Source organism: Candidatus Methylobacter favarea (genome assembly GCF_902806695.1).
Classification (GTDB): Bacteria; Pseudomonadota; Gammaproteobacteria; order Methylococcales; family Methylomonadaceae; genus Methylobacter_B; species Methylobacter_B favarea.
Window position 1 is genome coordinate 13,034 of the sequence record NZ_CADCXN010000045.1, and the last position, 16,394, is coordinate 29,427.

10 protein-coding genes are annotated in these 16,394 nt (G+C 48.2%); 5 read left to right on the plus strand and 5 right to left on the minus strand.

Features of this window, described 5'->3' with window-relative positions; all coding sequences use genetic code 11:
• Positions 1-5 precede the first annotated feature (5 nt).
• From HUX64_RS04450 to mfd, 4 genes are all read right to left on the minus strand, one after another.
• A complete protein-coding gene (locus tag HUX64_RS04450) occupies positions 6-1,010 on the minus strand; it encodes a sulfate ABC transporter substrate-binding protein (RefSeq protein WP_174625034.1) in 1,005 nt (334 codons plus the stop codon).
• 221 nt (positions 1,011-1,231) lie between these two features.
• On the minus strand, positions 1,232-2,749 hold the full coding sequence (locus HUX64_RS04455; protein ID WP_217426425.1) for an alginate export family protein: 1,518 nt from the start codon (positions 2,747-2,749) through the stop codon (positions 1,232-1,234).
• A 149-nt stretch (positions 2,750-2,898) separates the two neighbouring features.
• Entirely contained in the window at positions 2,899-3,072 is a 174-nt protein-coding gene (locus HUX64_RS04460) for a YezD family protein (RefSeq protein WP_174625036.1), read from the minus strand.
• 449 nt (positions 3,073-3,521) lie between these two features.
• Positions 3,522-6,980, minus strand: a complete 3,459-nt coding sequence (mfd, locus tag HUX64_RS04465) for a transcription-repair coupling factor (protein ID WP_174625037.1) — start codon at positions 6,978-6,980, stop codon at positions 3,522-3,524.
• A 748-nt stretch (positions 6,981-7,728) separates the two neighbouring features.
• Here mfd and HUX64_RS04470 point away from each other — a divergent pair.
• Positions 7,729-8,130, plus strand: coding sequence for a hypothetical protein (locus HUX64_RS04470; protein WP_174625038.1), 402 nt, complete (start codon positions 7,729-7,731; stop codon positions 8,128-8,130).
• Positions 8,131-8,393: 263 nt separating this feature from the next.
• Positions 8,394-9,716, plus strand: coding sequence for a YihY/virulence factor BrkB family protein (locus tag HUX64_RS04475; RefSeq protein ID WP_174625039.1), 1,323 nt, complete (start codon positions 8,394-8,396; stop codon positions 9,714-9,716).
• 48 nt (positions 9,717-9,764) lie between these two features.
• Here HUX64_RS04475 and HUX64_RS04480 read toward each other — a convergent pair whose 3' ends face one another.
• A complete protein-coding gene (locus tag HUX64_RS04480) occupies positions 9,765-11,540 on the minus strand; it encodes a hypothetical protein (RefSeq protein ID WP_217426426.1) in 1,776 nt (591 codons plus the stop codon).
• 1,728 nt (positions 11,541-13,268) lie between these two features.
• On the opposite strand from HUX64_RS04480, the gene HUX64_RS04485 reads away from it, so the two are divergent.
• The 3 genes from HUX64_RS04485 to modB all read left to right on the plus strand — a co-directional run bounded on the left by HUX64_RS04485 (position 13,269) and on the right by modB (position 16,385).
• The gene (locus HUX64_RS04485; RefSeq protein ID WP_174625040.1) at positions 13,269-14,771 is read left to right on the plus strand and encodes an alginate export family protein; all 1,503 of its coding nucleotides are present in this window, start codon (positions 13,269-13,271) and stop codon (positions 14,769-14,771) included.
• Between the two features lie 152 nt (positions 14,772-14,923).
• Entirely contained in the window at positions 14,924-15,691 is a 768-nt protein-coding gene (modA, locus tag HUX64_RS04490) for a molybdate ABC transporter substrate-binding protein (RefSeq protein ID WP_343034378.1), read from the plus strand.
• Positions 15,692-15,698: 7 nt separating this feature from the next.
• Entirely contained in the window at positions 15,699-16,385 is a 687-nt protein-coding gene (gene modB, locus HUX64_RS04495) for a molybdate ABC transporter permease subunit (protein WP_174625042.1), read from the plus strand.
• Positions 16,386-16,394: the final 9 nt, after the last annotated feature.

Consider the following 16,394-nt stretch of genomic DNA (forward strand, 5'->3'; position numbering starts at 1 on the left):
CTATTTTAAGGCGCGTAGATCTGATCAAAGGTGCCGCCGTCATCGAAATGCTCTTTTTGCGCCTTTGACCAGCCGCCAAATTTGTCCTTGACGGTAAACAGTTCCAGTTTCGGAAAGCGTTTCAAGTCTTCAGGGTCGGCATGTTCCCGCTGGTAGGGACGGTAAAAGTGTTTCGCAGCCAGTTTTTGCCCAACCGGCGAATACAGGTATTGCAGATAAGCCTCCGCCAGATCCTGAGTCTCGTTCTTTTTGACGATTTTCTCGACCACAGCCACCGGCGTTTCGGCCAAAATGCTGACCGGCGGCACGACAATCTCGTATTTACCGGCGCCCTGTTCTTTAAGCGCCAGAAACGCTTCGTTTTCCCAAGCAATCAGCACATCGCCGATACCGCGCTGGATGAAAGTCGTCGTTGATCCGCGCGCGCCGGAGTCGAGCACGGGCACATTTTTGTACAGCTTTTTTACAAACTCCCTGGCGGCATCCTTGCTGCCGAATTTCTGTTCCCCAAACGCCCAGGCGGCAAGATAGTTGTAGCGGGCGCCGCCTGAAGTTTTGGGGTTGGGAGTAATGACCGATACGCCTTCTTTCGCCAGATCGTCCCAGTTTTTAATGCCTTTGGGATTGCCCTGGCGCACTAAAAACACAATGGTAGAGGTATAAGGCAAACTGTTATTCGGAAAATGATTCTGCCAATTTTCAGGCAGCAACCGGGCTCGTTTCGCAATTTGATCTATATCGTAAGACAGCGCCAGGGTTACTACATCGGCTTCCAAACCGTCGATAACCGCTCTGGTCTGCTTGCCGCCGCCGCCGTGGGATTGTTGAACTTCGATGTCTTCTCCGGTTCTATCTTTCCAGTATTTAATAAACTCCCGGTTGAAGTCCTGATACAGTTCCCGGGTCGGATCGTAGGATACATTGAGAATGGTTCGATCTGCCCAAGCCGTACCGCTTGACGCTAAGGTTAGGATCAGGAACAGTTGTTTTAATAATGTGGTAAATCTCATGTTTTCTCCAAATGGAAGAGGTTTTATCTGCATGACTGTCATACGGCGATGCAATGGATAGGGTATGCAAACTATTGAACTATCAAAAATGATATATTTAGATTTTTATATCTTTAAATTAGATAATGATGTTTTCGCAAGACACCAGAGCACAATGCGAACAGGCTTGATATTAGTATCCGGCAGAGCCGAATCATCCTTAGCCTCAGATATACAAACACTTAGATGGGCTTGCCGTCGCCAAAGGCATTCAGGTTCACTTCAAAGTAAAAGAAATTGCTGGGTTCGGTGGTGAAAGGACCCGTAGTGGCTTTCGCCTGTGCCTTGGTAAAATCGCCCGGGGTAAAGCGGGCATAGCTCAGGCTCCAGTCTACAAACGGATTAAGTGTATGGCGAAGCCGAATATCGAATTCATGGCCCAGGAAGCTGCCGCTTTGACCTGTTAAATCGCGCAGGTTGGCCCTATTCCAGGCGTCGGTTTCGCTTTGTAGCCAGTAGGCGTTATAGCCGGTATCGATGCGGATATTCTTATAGGGGGTAAATTCCAGTCTGGCTTTAGGCGCATGAATATTATCCCAGGAGAAATAATCGTTGCGCGACCACGGCTGGTTGAAGCCGTAAAAAGCGTCGAAGCGCTCGTTGCTGCCGCTCGACGCATTGCGGTTGGGGTCCTTGTCGCCAGTGCCGTAGCCGTAATACAAACTGGCCCGGGGCTTCCAGTCGTGGTCGAAGGTACGGCCTAGCTCCAGCGAGTAGGCCAGGGCATTATGGTGCAGCAGAAACTGTTTATTCTGGCCGTTTACTGTCCGGGTAACGCCAAAGCGGCCGAACTGTTTGTTGATGTCAGCATCGAAATCAAAGCCGCTACCGAAGAAACCATAAACCCTGAGGCCCGGCGCATAAATATCCATATCATTTTTGCGATTGGCGATAATTTTATTGTAAGGATCGCCATTTTGCTTGCGGCCCAGGAAGTAAGGCTGGATGGTGATGAATTCCGACCATTGCTTCAGGCTCAGCACGCCGCCGTAAACCCAGGTATCCTCGTCGGGCCGGTCGAAGTTGTACTTCAATCGCTCCACAGGCTGGAATGCAAAAGTGTCCAGATCCCAGTTGTTTTGCCGTTTGCCAAAGCGGATACGAAAGCCTTCGAAATTGTTGGTAGTATTGCGGAACTGGTTATTAGCAATGAGACGCCGATCCAGCAAGTCCAGATGCATGCGGCCGGCGCGGATGCTTAACGGACGGTTGTGACCCAGCAAGTTTTTAAAATACAACTCGGCGTAGCCCTGGATCAGTTCGAATTCGTTGACATCGGATACATTCCTTTCATAGAGGCCGTTATAGCTCCTGGAATCCTGAAGTTCGACCGCAAAGCGCAGAGGATCAAGAATGTCTTTCACGCCAAGATAGGCGCGGGTTCTCAGCAGCCATAAATTGTCCGGCTCAGGGCGGAACACAGTGCTGCTGTTGCTACCCGTAGGCGTCGGCCGATAATCATTTTCCCGGTACTCATAACGGCTGCGAAAATCCAGGCCGATATCCAGCCATTCGACATCGCGGAATTGCTCGAACCGGGTTCTGCTCAAATTGCGCACATACGGCGGCGGATCGCTGACCGGCTCGGCGCGGTAGCCTTTGGTAGGACGATAGTAATCTTCGGCCGTTGCAAGGCCTGGCCTGGCCAGCAGCAGTGCCAGGGCGGTTGCTGATATCAACTTGTAGAAATAAAGAGTCATGGTTAACCTTTGATAACTGGAAATTTTCATAAAGAAAGCAAATGATTGCTAATTAAAATAACTTCCGGTGATCCGGTCAGCTCGTTTTCAACTTGAAGATTTTCGCCGTTTTTACGGTAGAAATTAAATTTTTCTATATTTTCAGATACTTACCTCACATCAAAGCGTATCTTTTCCTTGCGTTCGATTTGCACCACTTTGTTTTCATGAACAATAATTTCAATTGAGCCAAAGCGGATTTCCTGTAAAATCTGGGAAATTTGATTGGCTAATTCAACTGTGTTCTGTTTTTTTTTAACCGTTCTATTGATGTCCGTTGCCATGAAAATTCTCCGCTAATTATTTACTGATCATTAAACTCATTGCGCAAGCTTGATGACTGCTTTTTCTGCCACTGGAAAGGGATGTTAAAGCAAACTTTTAATATTAATAAACGATATAATTCGATATTAATATCAGTTTATTAGAATTGTGAGAAATAGCCTGATACTCAATAGTCTTGCAAGGCAAGCACTATAAAGCCGGTTAGATCAGAACTTTAACGTCTGATCTTAAGCTTTCAAGATGGAAAAGATGCGCTTTAAAGAGCCGCTTCAGAATTGCGATACTTAATTAAAATAATGAAGATTTGTTGCGGGTACCTGACTGTAGGTAAGCATGCTCCCTTCCATGGCAACTGGATATCCGCTTCCCGGCGGATATGACGAGCTTCGGTTAATCTGACAAAGTAGAACTAATCAGCAAAAAATTAAAAGCTGTTTTTTTTAGCCGGCTATGCCGGTTCTAAAGTTAATTTTTCCAGCAATTCCCTGATAAACTCCAGCTTCTGTTCCGTTGATTCAAACGGCCTTATAAATCTCAGCTTGTCGGCGCCATCGAATTTATAACACTGCGCCTGAGTCTGGATCAATGAAATCAACTGTTCCGTATTGACTTCAGGTTCGGCTGTAAAGACTATGCGCCCGCCAGCGAGGCCGGCCTCTATTTTCCTGACGCCCAGTTTTTCGGCCTGCTGTTTTAATTCGGTAATGCTGAACAGGGTTTTGACCGGCTCCGGCAATAAGCCGAAACGGTCGATCATTTCTATCTGCAATTCGCGTAAATCGTCCTGGGTTTCAGCGCTGGCTATGCGTTTGTACAGCACCAGACGGGCGTGTATATCGGGCAGATAGTTTTCCGGAATCAGGGCCGGCGTTTGCAGATCGACTTCCGGCCCTTTATCCATAGGCGTTTCGAGTTCCGGCTGTTTGCCTGATTTTAAGGCATTGACGGCGCGCTCCAGCAATTCGGTATACAAGGTAAACCCGATTTCCTGAATCTGCCCGCTTTGCTCATCGCCCAACAGTTCACCGGCGCCGCGAATTTCCATGTCATGCGACGACAGCATAAACCCCGCGCCCAGATCGCCGGAAGCTTCGACAGCTTCCAGCCGTTTAACGGCGTCGCTGCTCATTAACGTTTTCGGCGGCACGATAAAATAGGCATAAGCCCGGTGATGAGAACGCCCTACCCGGCCGCGCAATTGATGCAATTGCGCGAGTCCCAGTTTGTCGGCGCGATTGATGACGATGGTATTGGCGCTGGGAATGTCGATGCCGCTTTCAATAATGGTGGAACACAGCAACAGGTTGAAACGCTGGTGATAAAAATCCAGCATAATGCGTTCCAGCTCGCGTTCCGGCATTTGGCCGTGCGCCATTTCAAGGCGCGCTTCCGGCACCAGCTTGCCAAGTTCCTGCGCCATTTTTTCCATGGATTTAACATCGTTGTGCAAAAAGAACACCTGTCCGCCGCGCTTGATTTCACGCAGACAGGCTTCCCTGATCTGCGCGTCCACCCATTCGCTGATAAAGGTTTTAATGGCGTGGCGATTAGGGGGCGGGCTGGCGATGATGGAAATGTCCCGTAAGCCGGACATCGCCATATTCAAGGTGCGGGGAATGGGCGTCGCGGTCAGGGTCAGCATGTCCAGCTCGTTGCGCAATTTTTTGAAATGTTCCTTTTGCCGCACGCCGAAACGGTGTTCTTCATCAATAATCACCAGCCCCAGCGCTTTGTATTTAATCTCCGGGGACAATAATTTATGGGTGCCGATAACAATATCGATTTTGCCCTGCTCGAGGTCAGTAGCAATCGCCTTTTGCTGCCTGGGCGAGATAAAACGCGAAGTCACTTCGATGCGCACCGGCCAGTCGGCAAAGCGGTCGCGGAAATTCTGGTAATGCTGCTGCGCCAGCAAGGTTGTCGGCACCAGTATCGCCACCTGTTTGCCGCTTTGCACGGCAATAAAGGCCGCGCGCATGGATACTTCGGTCTTGCCGAAACCGACATCGCCGCAGATCACCCGGTCCATGGGCTGGGGGCTGGCCATATCTTCGAGTATCACTTCAATCGCGGCCTGTTGGTCAGGCGTTTCTTCAAACGGAAACGCATCGGCAAAAGCCTGGTAATCGCTATCTGCAATAGTAAAGGCATGACCTTTTTTAAGCGCCCGTTTGGCATGGATTTCCAGCAGTTCCGCAGCCACATCCCTGATCCGCTCCATGGCTTTTTTCTTGGCCTTGCTCCACTGATCGCCGCCCAGTTTATGCAGCGGCGCATTTTCAGGGCTCATGCCCGTATAACGCCCTATTACATGCAATGATGAAACCGGCACATAAAGCTTGTCGTTATTGGCGTATTCCAGGGCCAGGAATTCAGCCGCTATGCCGCCGAACTTTAATGTCTGCAAACCCAGGTATCGGCCCACGCCGTGCTCCTGATGCACGACAGGCGCTCCTATCGTCAATTCATTGAGATTATTGACCATATTTTCCAGCTCACGCATGCCGGACTTGCGCCGCCTGCGCCGCTGCTGAACCTTTTCTCCTGAAAGCAGGCTTTCAGGGATAATCGCGATAGCAGGATTTTCCAGCCATAAACCCTGATCCATAGGAGCGGCAAGGATGCAGGGCGATAGTTCGGATTTCAGGAACTGTTGCCAGTTGTCAAGCTGTTTGATTGAAATTTTGTGCTGCGTTAATTTTTCAATCAGGCCTTCCCTGTGCCCGGCGGATTCGGCGGTAAACAGGATTTTTCCTTGAAATTCACCGATAAACTGTTGCAGCTTGTGCGCCGGATTTTTCAGTTTGGCATCGACAGTCAAATCAGGCAGAGGAAGGCAGTTGAAATCGCTGCCCCGGCTAGTAATGGTCTTTGCATTTTCAAGCGTAATGCGGGCAAATGGAGTGGTTCTTTGCAATAACTCATCAGCCGATAAAAATAATAAGTGCGGGTTCAGCAACGGCCGGTCAACATCGTATTTTCTTTGCTGAAAACGATCCTCGGCTTCGGTATAAAAAGCCTGTGAAGTGGAGATGAAAGCTTCCGAAGTTACCAGGACCGCCGAAGGCGGCAAATAATCAAACAAGGTCGCGGTGCGCTCCACAAACAGCGGCAGATAATATTCAATACCGCCCGGCGTGATGCCTTTAGTGACATCATGGTATAGAGGGTTCTTTGGCGAAGTTTCAGGAAAATTGTCCCTGAACGCCTGCCTGAAATGTTTAATAGATTCATCCGTAAACGGAAATTCCCGCGCCGGAAATAACTCAATCCGTTCACAGATATCCTGCGACCGCTGCGTTTCCGGTTCAAAGGTTCGAATAGACTCAACCTCATCATCGAATAATTCAATGCGAAAAGGCACTTTGCTGCCCATAGGAAACAGATCCACAATCGAGCCCCTGACAGCAAATTCCCCATGCTGATAGACTTGAGGCACGCACTGGTAGCCGACGCTTTCCAGCTTGAGCCTGTTCAGCTCCAGATTAAAATCATCGCCGGTTTTAACTGCGAAGCTGTTGGCCAGGACATGCTCGCGCGGCGCCAGCCGGTGCATTAAAGTGGTTACCGGCACCACCAGCGCGCCCCGTTTCACCTGCGGCAGTAACGCCAGGGTTCGCAGGCGTTCTGAAATAATTTCCGGCAGCGGCGAGAAAACATCGTAAGGCAGGGTTTCCCAATCGGGAAAATGCAGGATGGGATGCTCGTTTTGCAAAAAGAACGACAACTCATGCTCAAGCCGCAAAGCCGTCTGGTTATCGGGCGTAACGATAACAAACAGGCGCGCTTCATTTTTAATGGCTGAAGCCAGCGCCAGCGAATCTCCGCAGCCGCTCAGGCCAGTCCAGATAATCGTTTGATCTTTTCTTTGCGGAACTTGAGGAGAGAAAATTAAAGTGTCAGCCATCGGACAGCAGCTATGGGCGAGTATTAAAATCAGGGCTAGATGGTCACGCTAAAACTGTATTCAACAGTCCATCCAGGTCAGGGAAATGGATCATTTACAATTTTATTATATCCCATGTGTTTATTTGAATCTGCCGAATATAACGACAAATCGGTCATTGATTAGTAGGAGTTATAATCAAGGCGAAGGCCAGATTATAGCGGCAAAGAATAGGCGTTGTTAGTAACGGCTACCGATTCTTGCGCGCCAGAAATCATATTGCTGAATAGTAAACCGGCTGGCAGCCAGACAGCGAATCAGTTGATTCAGGTCACTACAGTTTGAATTTCGCCTGAATTTTGTCCATGAACTCAAACTTGACATCAATTGTCTGATATTTATAGCAATGTATGAACGGCATTGATATTCAGTAGGTTGTTAACGAGTAACTGTTCAGCACCGCTGCAAGGGCTAAAATCAAGCGTTTTTTATGAGATGCCTTATTACCAAGATGCGCAGAACAGTTACCTTAAACGGCGGGTTTCCAATAGCGGAAACTAGTTAGTATATAAATTTAACAAGGTCATTGAACTATAAACAAAATATCGCTAGCTGCAGGTAATTTTTAACCGGTTTTATCGCTTTGGATGAGGATTGGATACAATATCTTTGGGTTGAGACAGGTACAGTCAAGTTAATATGCGGCATAAATATCACTTTTCGGGTTCCCTTATGTTAATCAAGTTCAACTAAAAAGAGAGGTAACATTATGAAAAATTTTTTCTTTCTGGCTATTGCGCTATTGATTTCCAGTTCGCTGTTCGCCGCTACCGATCACTATACCCTGCGCGATGATAATCATGTCCGGCACTTGAAAATCACCACCCTTAACGACGAGATCATGGTCAGCGCCGATGTAGATTTTGAATCTCCCGCCAATAAAGCAGGCCCTGACCATTGTTCGGCGGAGATTTCCGGTAAAGCCAAAAGCGCAGGTGAAAACGAGTTGGTGATGAAAAAACATTCTGAAACTGACGCAAGTTTCTGCGAGCTAAAAATCCAGCTTAGTCCGAACGGCGCAAAAATTGAGGAAGGGGGCGACTGCAATAACTTTGCCGTAGGCAAGTGCCGCTTTTCCAGCGGTGGCAAGGAACTGATCAGAATTCAGTAAAATGAAACCGGAGTAGCGCAGAGCGAAATCCAGCTATTGAACAGCCGCTGGTGTGGTACGCATAATGACTCATTGTGACCTATCTTACTGCTCGCCTGGACTATAGGGCTCCTTTCATCGAAAGCGTGAGGAAAATGGCATCATGCCTTGCGGCCAATTCTTGCGCTTTTATGCAATGGCAACAAGTTTTTACATTAGCTGAGCTGCTCAACAATAATCAACCTTGATTTATTAACCTTGATTCAAAAGCATAAAATCAGCCTATGAGACTCAACATAATCCGTTTTATTAAAGAAGATATATGGCGGTTACACGAGCAAGGGCTTTCACAAGTCAAAGCGACATTCATCAAGTCGTCAAAAATTGTTATCTTGTCTGTTCAGGGCTTCACGGACGATCTGTGTCCGTTAAGGGCGTCCGCTTTAACTCTTTACAGCCTATTGTCGATAGTGCCTGTCATCGCCATGCTGTTTGGGATCGCCACAGGGTTCGGGTTTGAAAAAATGCTGCAGCAACGCTTAATCGAACAAGTACCGGCCCAGGAAACGATGGTATTGCAGCTCATCAGCTTTGCCCACAACCTGCTGGAAAGCACTAAAGGGGGGGTCGTTGCCGGAATCGGCATTGTTATCCTGTTCTGGACCATTATCCAGGTGATTGGCAATATAGAAGAATCTTTTAACTACATTTGGAAAATAGACAAAGCAAGATCAATAAGCCGGAAATTTAGCGATTATTTATCGGTAATGTTGCTGGCGCCGGTAATATTAATAACTTCGAGCAGTATTACCGTATTCCTGAATACACAGATAACCTGGCTAATAACCCTTATTCAATTACCGAAAGCTGGCACTTGGCTGGTCATTAGAGCGCTGGGCTTGTTACCTTTAGTGCTTATGTCCGGCCTATTCGCCTTTACGTTTATTTTTATGCCCAACCATAAAATTAATTACAGGACCGGCATCATTGCCGGCATTGTTACCGGCATTATGTATCAACTGGCGCAGTGGGCTTATCTAAGCCTGCAGATTGGCGTGTCAAATTATAATGCAATTTACGGCAGTTTTGCAGCGTTGCCCTTATTTGTCGTCTGGTTGCAAATTGGCTGGATGATTGTTCTGTTTGGGTGTGAAATCGCTTTTTTTCACCAGAATTATGAGATTTACCGTAGCAATATCCGCTTTTCTGACTTAAGCTTTTCCCTGAAAAAGATCATCGCCTTACAAATAACCCATCTGATTATCAAGAATTTCATGCACGTGAATAATCCATTAACCGCAGCCGAAATAGCGGCAAGACTGGTTATACCGATAGCCCTTATTCAGCCCCTTCTATCAAACCTGATAGCCAGTCATATTATTGTCGAGCTTAAAAATCAGGCCGATGATGAGGTTTACCAGCCTGCCGTCGATATTAACATACTGACTATTGCCTATGTTATTAACGCTCTGGAACAGTGTGGACAAAATCATCTGCCTGATATCAACCAGAAGCACCTGTTTATTGAGGCAGTCAATAAATTCAGGGAATTGATGGAAGACTCTGAACAAAATCGTTTATTAAAAGACATAGAGCAAAAGGATTAAACTCTCTCGTAATTTAAAGGCAGAAACGCTCAAGGAAGAATTAACGCGCTACTGTTCAAGCTTTATCAGCTTGCCCCGAACCAGAGAGGACTCCCCTACGCCACTAATAGCATAAACAACTACATTGGCGCTTTGGGCTGGCCAGTCAAAAGCTACGGTTTCGCCATTCTCAAGTTCGCCGCTATCATAGGCCGTCTTTTTGTCTTTATCCAAAACCTTTAGCCTAAGCTTGCCGCCGCCCTGTGTTTGAGCCGTCAACTGATAAGCCGTGCCAGCGTTTGGAATGGCCCAATAGACTCTGTTCACCCCTACGTTCCAATTTACTTGAACTGACGGAGTTAAGGTTTTAGGAAAAACTACTGCCTGAGCCCAGCTATCATAAACGCCGGCTACCGTTGACCCCCATTGAAGCTGCCATGGCCCGCGCATCGACAGTAAATTGAAATTCCTGGACAGACTAGAAGTCTGGCCATTGCCATCCAGCCACCCACTCACTGCCACTACCTGCCGAAGCGACTTTCTGATCAAATCCAGTTCCGACGCCACCTTAGTATCCCAACCCCCGTTATGCAAATTAAAGCCTGAACCATTTTCTACATAAATAACAAAAGGTGTTCCGTAGTTACGATCGACGACATAAGCGCCATAAACTTTCAGGGTTTCTGCTACCTTGCGTAACGCTAAACTACTGATCTGTTGGGTATTGAAGGATGTCGGTAGCATCATCAGCGCGCCTTCAGGAACTATGCCGGTATTTTGGCTGGCACTTGAATCCGCTGCAGTTGCCGGAAAAATATAGGCTGGCTTCGGAGACAATCCATTATAGGTAAGCGACATTGCCAGGGCGTGACGGTAAAGGACATCGTCATCTGCGATTTCATGTTTTCGCATCAAACCTGCCCCGGTAGGTACTCCGGCAGCGCGCGCCCCCTGGAAATAATGGGCGGGATCACCCCAGCCTCTACCATCAATTCGCGACCAGGCATATTGTGCGGCAACCCACTGGCCATCCTGGTATTTGAGCTGCCAAAAGGAATGCATAATACCACTGACAGGATCGACGATATCCGCATGTCCATCATTTCCTGTAGCCGCTTTTACAATTGAGGGCCAGCGGGGAATCTTGACGTCGTGATAGGTTTCATCGTCGGGATTCCACAAACCTTTAGTACCAGGAAGGCCTTTTACGGTTACAGCTGCATCGGTTGCCGTGCTTAAGAATATACCGGTTGAATACGCCCCTTCTGCAACACTGGGAAAATACGATGAAGTGGGTATGACAAACTGACCAAAAACAGGCGCAACGGGCCGACTGTTCCACGGAGAGTTTGCAGCGAAGGGTTTTAAATATGTTCCCCAATCGGATGAAGGGACTGGCGTTGTAGTCCCGTTATTCACTGTAAAAGGAGTATTAATTACTTGAGTGCCGCCGCTGGTCAAGGTAATCCTGGCGCTAATAGTATTGCTTCCGTTAGCAAATGCGTGGGTGTTAGACGGGTTAGCGGCTGTCGTTGAGCCGCCTGCAAAATCCCACGGGCCAAAATTTTCCACTTGCCGTGGCCCCCCCCCCATCATTAGGTTATTGAGATAAAAACTGACCTTGGAAATTCCCGTTTCAGGTGAAACAAAGGCGTAGATATTGCCTGCCACAGAGGCATTTGCTAAGGGCACTGCATTGCTTCGGCTGGAGGATGAGCTTTTTAAGAGCTCGAATGTTGCAGCCTTCGCATTTCCTATCTGCAGGGCCAGAAAAAAGCCTATTATTCCTATAACTGTCGAAAAAATATACAGGCTTGTTTTAATGCTGTGTCTCTTGTAATACATAATGTTTCTCTTTAATAAGCAGGTGAAAGCACGAATCATGGATTAGATCAGTTGCGCACTATAAATCCAGCCGTCCTATTTTAAATAAATTAAGTGTCGTCAAGAATTTATCTTCTAAAATAAGCTGAATTGAGTATAGTAAACAATCTCATTTAGCTAATTTAATTTCAAAGAGTTTGAGAAACTAAGGTAAGAACGCTTAAAATTCCCAGCTTCTCTAGCTTCTGTTGACATTTCAGCGTAGCCAATAGCCAAATCAAAGCCGAGACAACATGCACACGAGTGGAATAATTCCGGGCCAGTTTCTTGAACCGGGATTAAATTTGACGGCAGTGTTTGCTTTTATTGAAAAGCAAACACTCAAACGGCGCTGCTTATAAATAAACCCGTCACAGCTACGGGATTGTTTACCGTGCCTGTAAGGCGGAATCACCGCCTCAACAGCTTAAGCCCTGAATGGTTTCAATAAACACATCGCTGTCATAGTCTTTAGAAGAGGCTGTTCCATTTGCCCTTTCTCTAAAAATGAAGGTAAATGTCCATAGCACCAAGGTCTATTTGCAAAACTCAAGTAATTTATAACGGCCAAACAAACATTTCATTTTGTTATCTAATTTAAAAAACCTTGCTACCCCCAGACTTAATCGATCACCCATGACAGCGGCTGCCCAACCGTTGCTGGCAGAATAGTGTGCCTCTATCCTAAAGGGAGACGTCCAGCCATACAAGAGCTATACCAGGAGTTAATGGCGCCAATGACCCCCGCTTGTAGTCATTCCACTTTTCCCTCCCAGAAAAGCCTTCCTTAATCCGCATCGAATGGTCAGGGATGAGCGAATTATAATCAAGTACTCACCCCATGCCGTAGCAATTTCAGCCCAGTATATTGTATTTTATAGCTTCCTATGAACAGGCTGTCTTTTTATTAAATAGTTAATGTGTTCCACCCCCTTCTTGTTATTGGGCCAATACAAGATAGCGCTGTCATAACTATGAGCCAAATCAATACACTTCATATTTTCAGATAAATTAGCAGGGTTTTTATAGTGAGAAGGTGCCCCCTGGGGCAAGGCATAACAAAAATAGACTGATCACTGTACGGTTCTTCAGGTAAAAGACGTTTCTGAGATATCCTGAAAAAGGCATTATTTCTAGTTTGGTTTCTCCTTAATAAACAGTGCTTGTATAGGGCCACTTGTCAAAAATGGCTGTAATTGCCACGTAAGAGCTCATTTATGCTCATGAGTTACCTTCCTGTCATGAACGTGATTTAAGCAATTGTCAGGGTCATTTTGCATCGGGCCAGACTACTCGTTTCCCTATGAGATAAATGAGGAGGCTATAATGATATTTTACGAGATTACCTCAATCAATTGAGGACATTTCAAATGAAGCCGCGTTATGTTGCACCTCTTCGTGAAGGGTTGAAAATGCCGAAACCAAGTCGATAAATCAGTCAACTGGCGATTTACCGCTAACGATGCCCGTATTAAATTGAAGCGCCTTTATTGGTAATTATCAGTTGATAGGCTACCAGACCTTTAACTGAATAGCATTATTTCTCAGCAACAATAATTTTTCAATATCGTTATTTACATTTATATATAACGTATTATACTGAGGCTGTGCCATATTCCCGACTTATTAATTATGAACTGCGCATCATATTCGGCTATCCGATAAAACCATGCAGTTGCGCCTGTCAATTAAAATTACTGAGCATTGAGAATGGAAAGAAAACGCCTTGCAGGAGCTATTATTAGCTATTCCCTGAACCTGATCGCGGCTGGAGACTTGTACATGGTGAACAGTAATAATGCTCAGGCAGCAGAAGCGAAGAAGAACTATGCAAAGCCGCCTTTCTCCTCATTTTCCAGCCAAATGCGCGATGCCTTGTTGGGTTCCGGTAAATATGAGAAGCCGGTCTGGAATCTGCACAATGCTCTGAACTTGCCGGACTGGCTGTCGGTGTCGCTGGAGCAACGCACTCGCTATGAAACCCTGGACGGCAGTTTCAAAGCCAACGGAAAAGGCGGCGACCAGCAAATTCCCATGCAGATCGACCTGTCGCTGGAAGCACGCTTCGGCCGCTGGCGCGCGGGCGGCGAATTCCTGGATGCGCGGCAATTCGGCGCGGATCAAGGCTCCGGCATCAACAATACCCATGTCGATGAAGCCGATTTTATCCAGGGCTATCTGGCCTGGGCCGATCAGAACGTCGCTTACAACGGCTTGGGGGCGGAAGTCGTCGCTGGCCGGCAGACCCTGAATTTAGGCAGCCGCCGCCTGGTGGCCCGCAACGCCTTCCGCAATGCCATCAACAGTTTTGACGGTTTGCGGCTACGGCTTCTCGATTACGGCAACTGGCAGTTCAACGCTTTCATCACCATGCCGGTCGGCCGTTATCCTAATAATTCGGCGCAGCTGCTTGACCATTTCCACAGTTTTGACGAACCGGAATACCAGACCTGGTTCTCCGGCGGTTTTCTGGAAATCTTCGATTTACCCTGGAAAACTAACGCCGAACTGTATTTGTACCATCTGGATGAAGGCGACCGGAACCGCAACCCCACCAGTAATCGCCGTTATTTCACGCCCGGCTTGCGGGTTTACCGCAAGCCCGCCAAAGAGCAGTTCGATTTCGAACTGGAAGCCATCGGCCAGATCGGCACGGTGCGCTCCAGTAAAAAAGCCTCCGACGGTAGAGACTTAGAGCATCAGGCCTGGTATCAGGGTTTCAATGCCAGCTATACCTTCAATCTGCCCTGGACACCGCGCCTGTCGCTCGAATACGACTATGCCAGCGGCGATCACGATCCGAACGACGGCAAGGATCAACGTTTCGATACCCTGTTTGGCGCGCGCCGTTTTCAATATGGACCTACCGGCATCTATGGGACGTTTGCCCGCAGCAACATCAACTCGCCGGGCTATCGGATCGGCATTAAGCCGCACCCGGACGTGCAAGCCTTCTTAAGCCACCGGTTTTTCTGGCTGGCGCAAGACAAAGATGCCTGGACTACCGCAAATCTCCGCGACAAAACCGGTAATACCGATAATTATGTCGGTCAGCAACTGGAGGTGTCCACGCGCTGGGACGTCAACAGCAGCCTGAATCTGGAAACTGGCTGGGCGCATCTGTTCAAGGGCGAATTCGCCAAACGCGCAGCCTATGCGCCCGATGCCAAGGATCTTGATTATTTCTACGTGCAGAGTTTGTTTCGATTTTAGTATCGTGTCGGCCTTGCGACGCTTTGACGCTTTGACGCTTTATTTAAAGCCGACTCTCGCTGGCAGGAGGGAAGAGGATCGCCCGCTCAACAGCCTTTTTATTTTGGAGATAACCCATGTCATTTAATTGTTTAAAGAGCCTCCTGCTGACTTTGAATCTGTTTTCGAAGAGCATTTTTCTGACTTTGTTTCTGGTCTCGTTCAGCGCGATCGCACTCGCCGAAACGACTCTGGTAGCGGTCGCCGCCAACTTTGGCCAACCGATGGCAGAAATCTCTGGGGCTTTTAAGAAAGCCACTGGCCACAGCGCCAAACTGTCGTTAGGCTCCTCTGGCAAATTTGTCGCCCAATTCGAGAGCGGTGCGCCTTTTGAAGTGTTTCTGTCGGCCGATAATGAAAAGCCGCTCAAGCTGGAACACGCCGGCTTGACGGTGCCCGGCAGCCGCTTCACCTATGCCGTTGGTAAGTTGGCTTTATGGTCCGCGACAGCAGGTTTGGTCGATGGGCAGGGACAAATTCTCGACAAGGGCGGTTTCAAGCATCTGGCCCTGGCCGACCCGAAACTGGCCCCTTACGGCGCGGCGGCAATCGAGGTGATGAAAAACAAGGGGCTACTGAAAAAACTACAGCCCTTGTTCGTAGAGGGCGAAAACATCGCCCAAACTCATCAGTTCGTACGCACCGGCAACGCCGAACTTGGTTTCTTAGCGCTGTCGCAAATCATCGATAACGGCAAAATCATCACCGGTTCGGGCTGGATTGTGCCCGAAAATCTCCATAGTCCTATTCTGCAGGATGCTGTACTGCTGAAAACCGGCGAGAAAAACCCGGCCGCTTCGGCGCTGCTGCAATTTTTGAAATCGCCGGAAGCATTGGCTATTATCGAAAAATACGGCTACGGTTTACCAAAAAGTAAATGAGGCTTTTATGCTAACCCCCGCCGATATCGAAACCCTGTTATTAACCTTCAAAGTGGCCAGCCTCGCCACAGCGTTGATGCTGCTGCTCGGCACCCCGCTAGCCTGGTGGCTGGCGCGGACACGTTCCGGCTGGAAAGGCATCATTAATGCCGTCGTGGCGCTGCCGCTGGTGCTGCCGCCGACCGTATTGGGCTTCTATTTGCTGGTATTGATGGGTCCGGCCGGGGCAGTTGGAAAAATCACGACCTGGCTGGGTTTGGGCAGCTTGCCCTTTACCTTTGCCGGCTTGGTAATCGCCTCGGTTCTGTATTCCATGCCGTTTGTTGTGCAACCCTTGCAAGCCTCATTCACCTCCATCGGCGCGCAGCCTTTGGAGGCGGCGGCCACCTTGCGCGCCGGTCCCCTGGATACGTTTTTCAGCATTGTCGTACCGCTGGCGAAACCCGGATTCATGACTGGCGCTATTTTAGGCTTTGCCCATACTGTCGGCGAATTCGGCGTCGTGCTGATGGTCGGCGGCAACATTCCTGATAAAACCCGCGTCGTATCGGTGCAAATCTATAACCATGTGGAAGCCCTGGAATATAGCGAGGCCCACTGGCTGGCAGGCTGTTTGCTGGTATTCTCATTTAGCGTACTGCTGGTGCTCTACACTGTGCTGAAAACCCAACCTGTCGCCCATCCTCTTAAATGATTGAGTTAC

What these genes read in the sequence shown, in the direction of transcription:
- HUX64_RS04450 (WP_174625034.1), bottom strand. Translation starts at nt 1,010, where the DNA reads ATGAGATTTACCACATTATTAAAACAACTGTTCCTGATCCTAACCTTA.
- HUX64_RS04455 (WP_217426425.1), bottom strand. Translation starts at nt 2,749, where the DNA reads ATGACTCTTTATTTCTACAAGTTGATATCAGCAACCGCCCTGGCACTG.
- HUX64_RS04460 (WP_174625036.1), bottom strand. Translation starts at nt 3,072, where the DNA reads ATGGCAACGGACATCAATAGAACGGTTAAAAAAAAACAGAACACAGTT.
- mfd (WP_174625037.1), bottom strand. Translation starts at nt 6,980, where the DNA reads ATGGCTGACACTTTAATTTTCTCTCCTCAAGTTCCGCAAAGAAAAGAT.
- HUX64_RS04470 (WP_174625038.1), top strand. Translation starts at nt 7,729, where the DNA reads ATGAAAAATTTTTTCTTTCTGGCTATTGCGCTATTGATTTCCAGTTCG.
- HUX64_RS04475 (WP_174625039.1), top strand. Translation starts at nt 8,394, where the DNA reads ATGAGACTCAACATAATCCGTTTTATTAAAGAAGATATATGGCGGTTA.
- HUX64_RS04480 (WP_217426426.1), bottom strand. Translation starts at nt 11,540, where the DNA reads ATGTATTACAAGAGACACAGCATTAAAACAAGCCTGTATATTTTTTCG.
- HUX64_RS04485 (WP_174625040.1), top strand. Translation starts at nt 13,269, where the DNA reads ATGGAAAGAAAACGCCTTGCAGGAGCTATTATTAGCTATTCCCTGAAC.
- modB (WP_174625042.1), top strand. Translation starts at nt 15,699, where the DNA reads ATGCTAACCCCCGCCGATATCGAAACCCTGTTATTAACCTTCAAAGTG.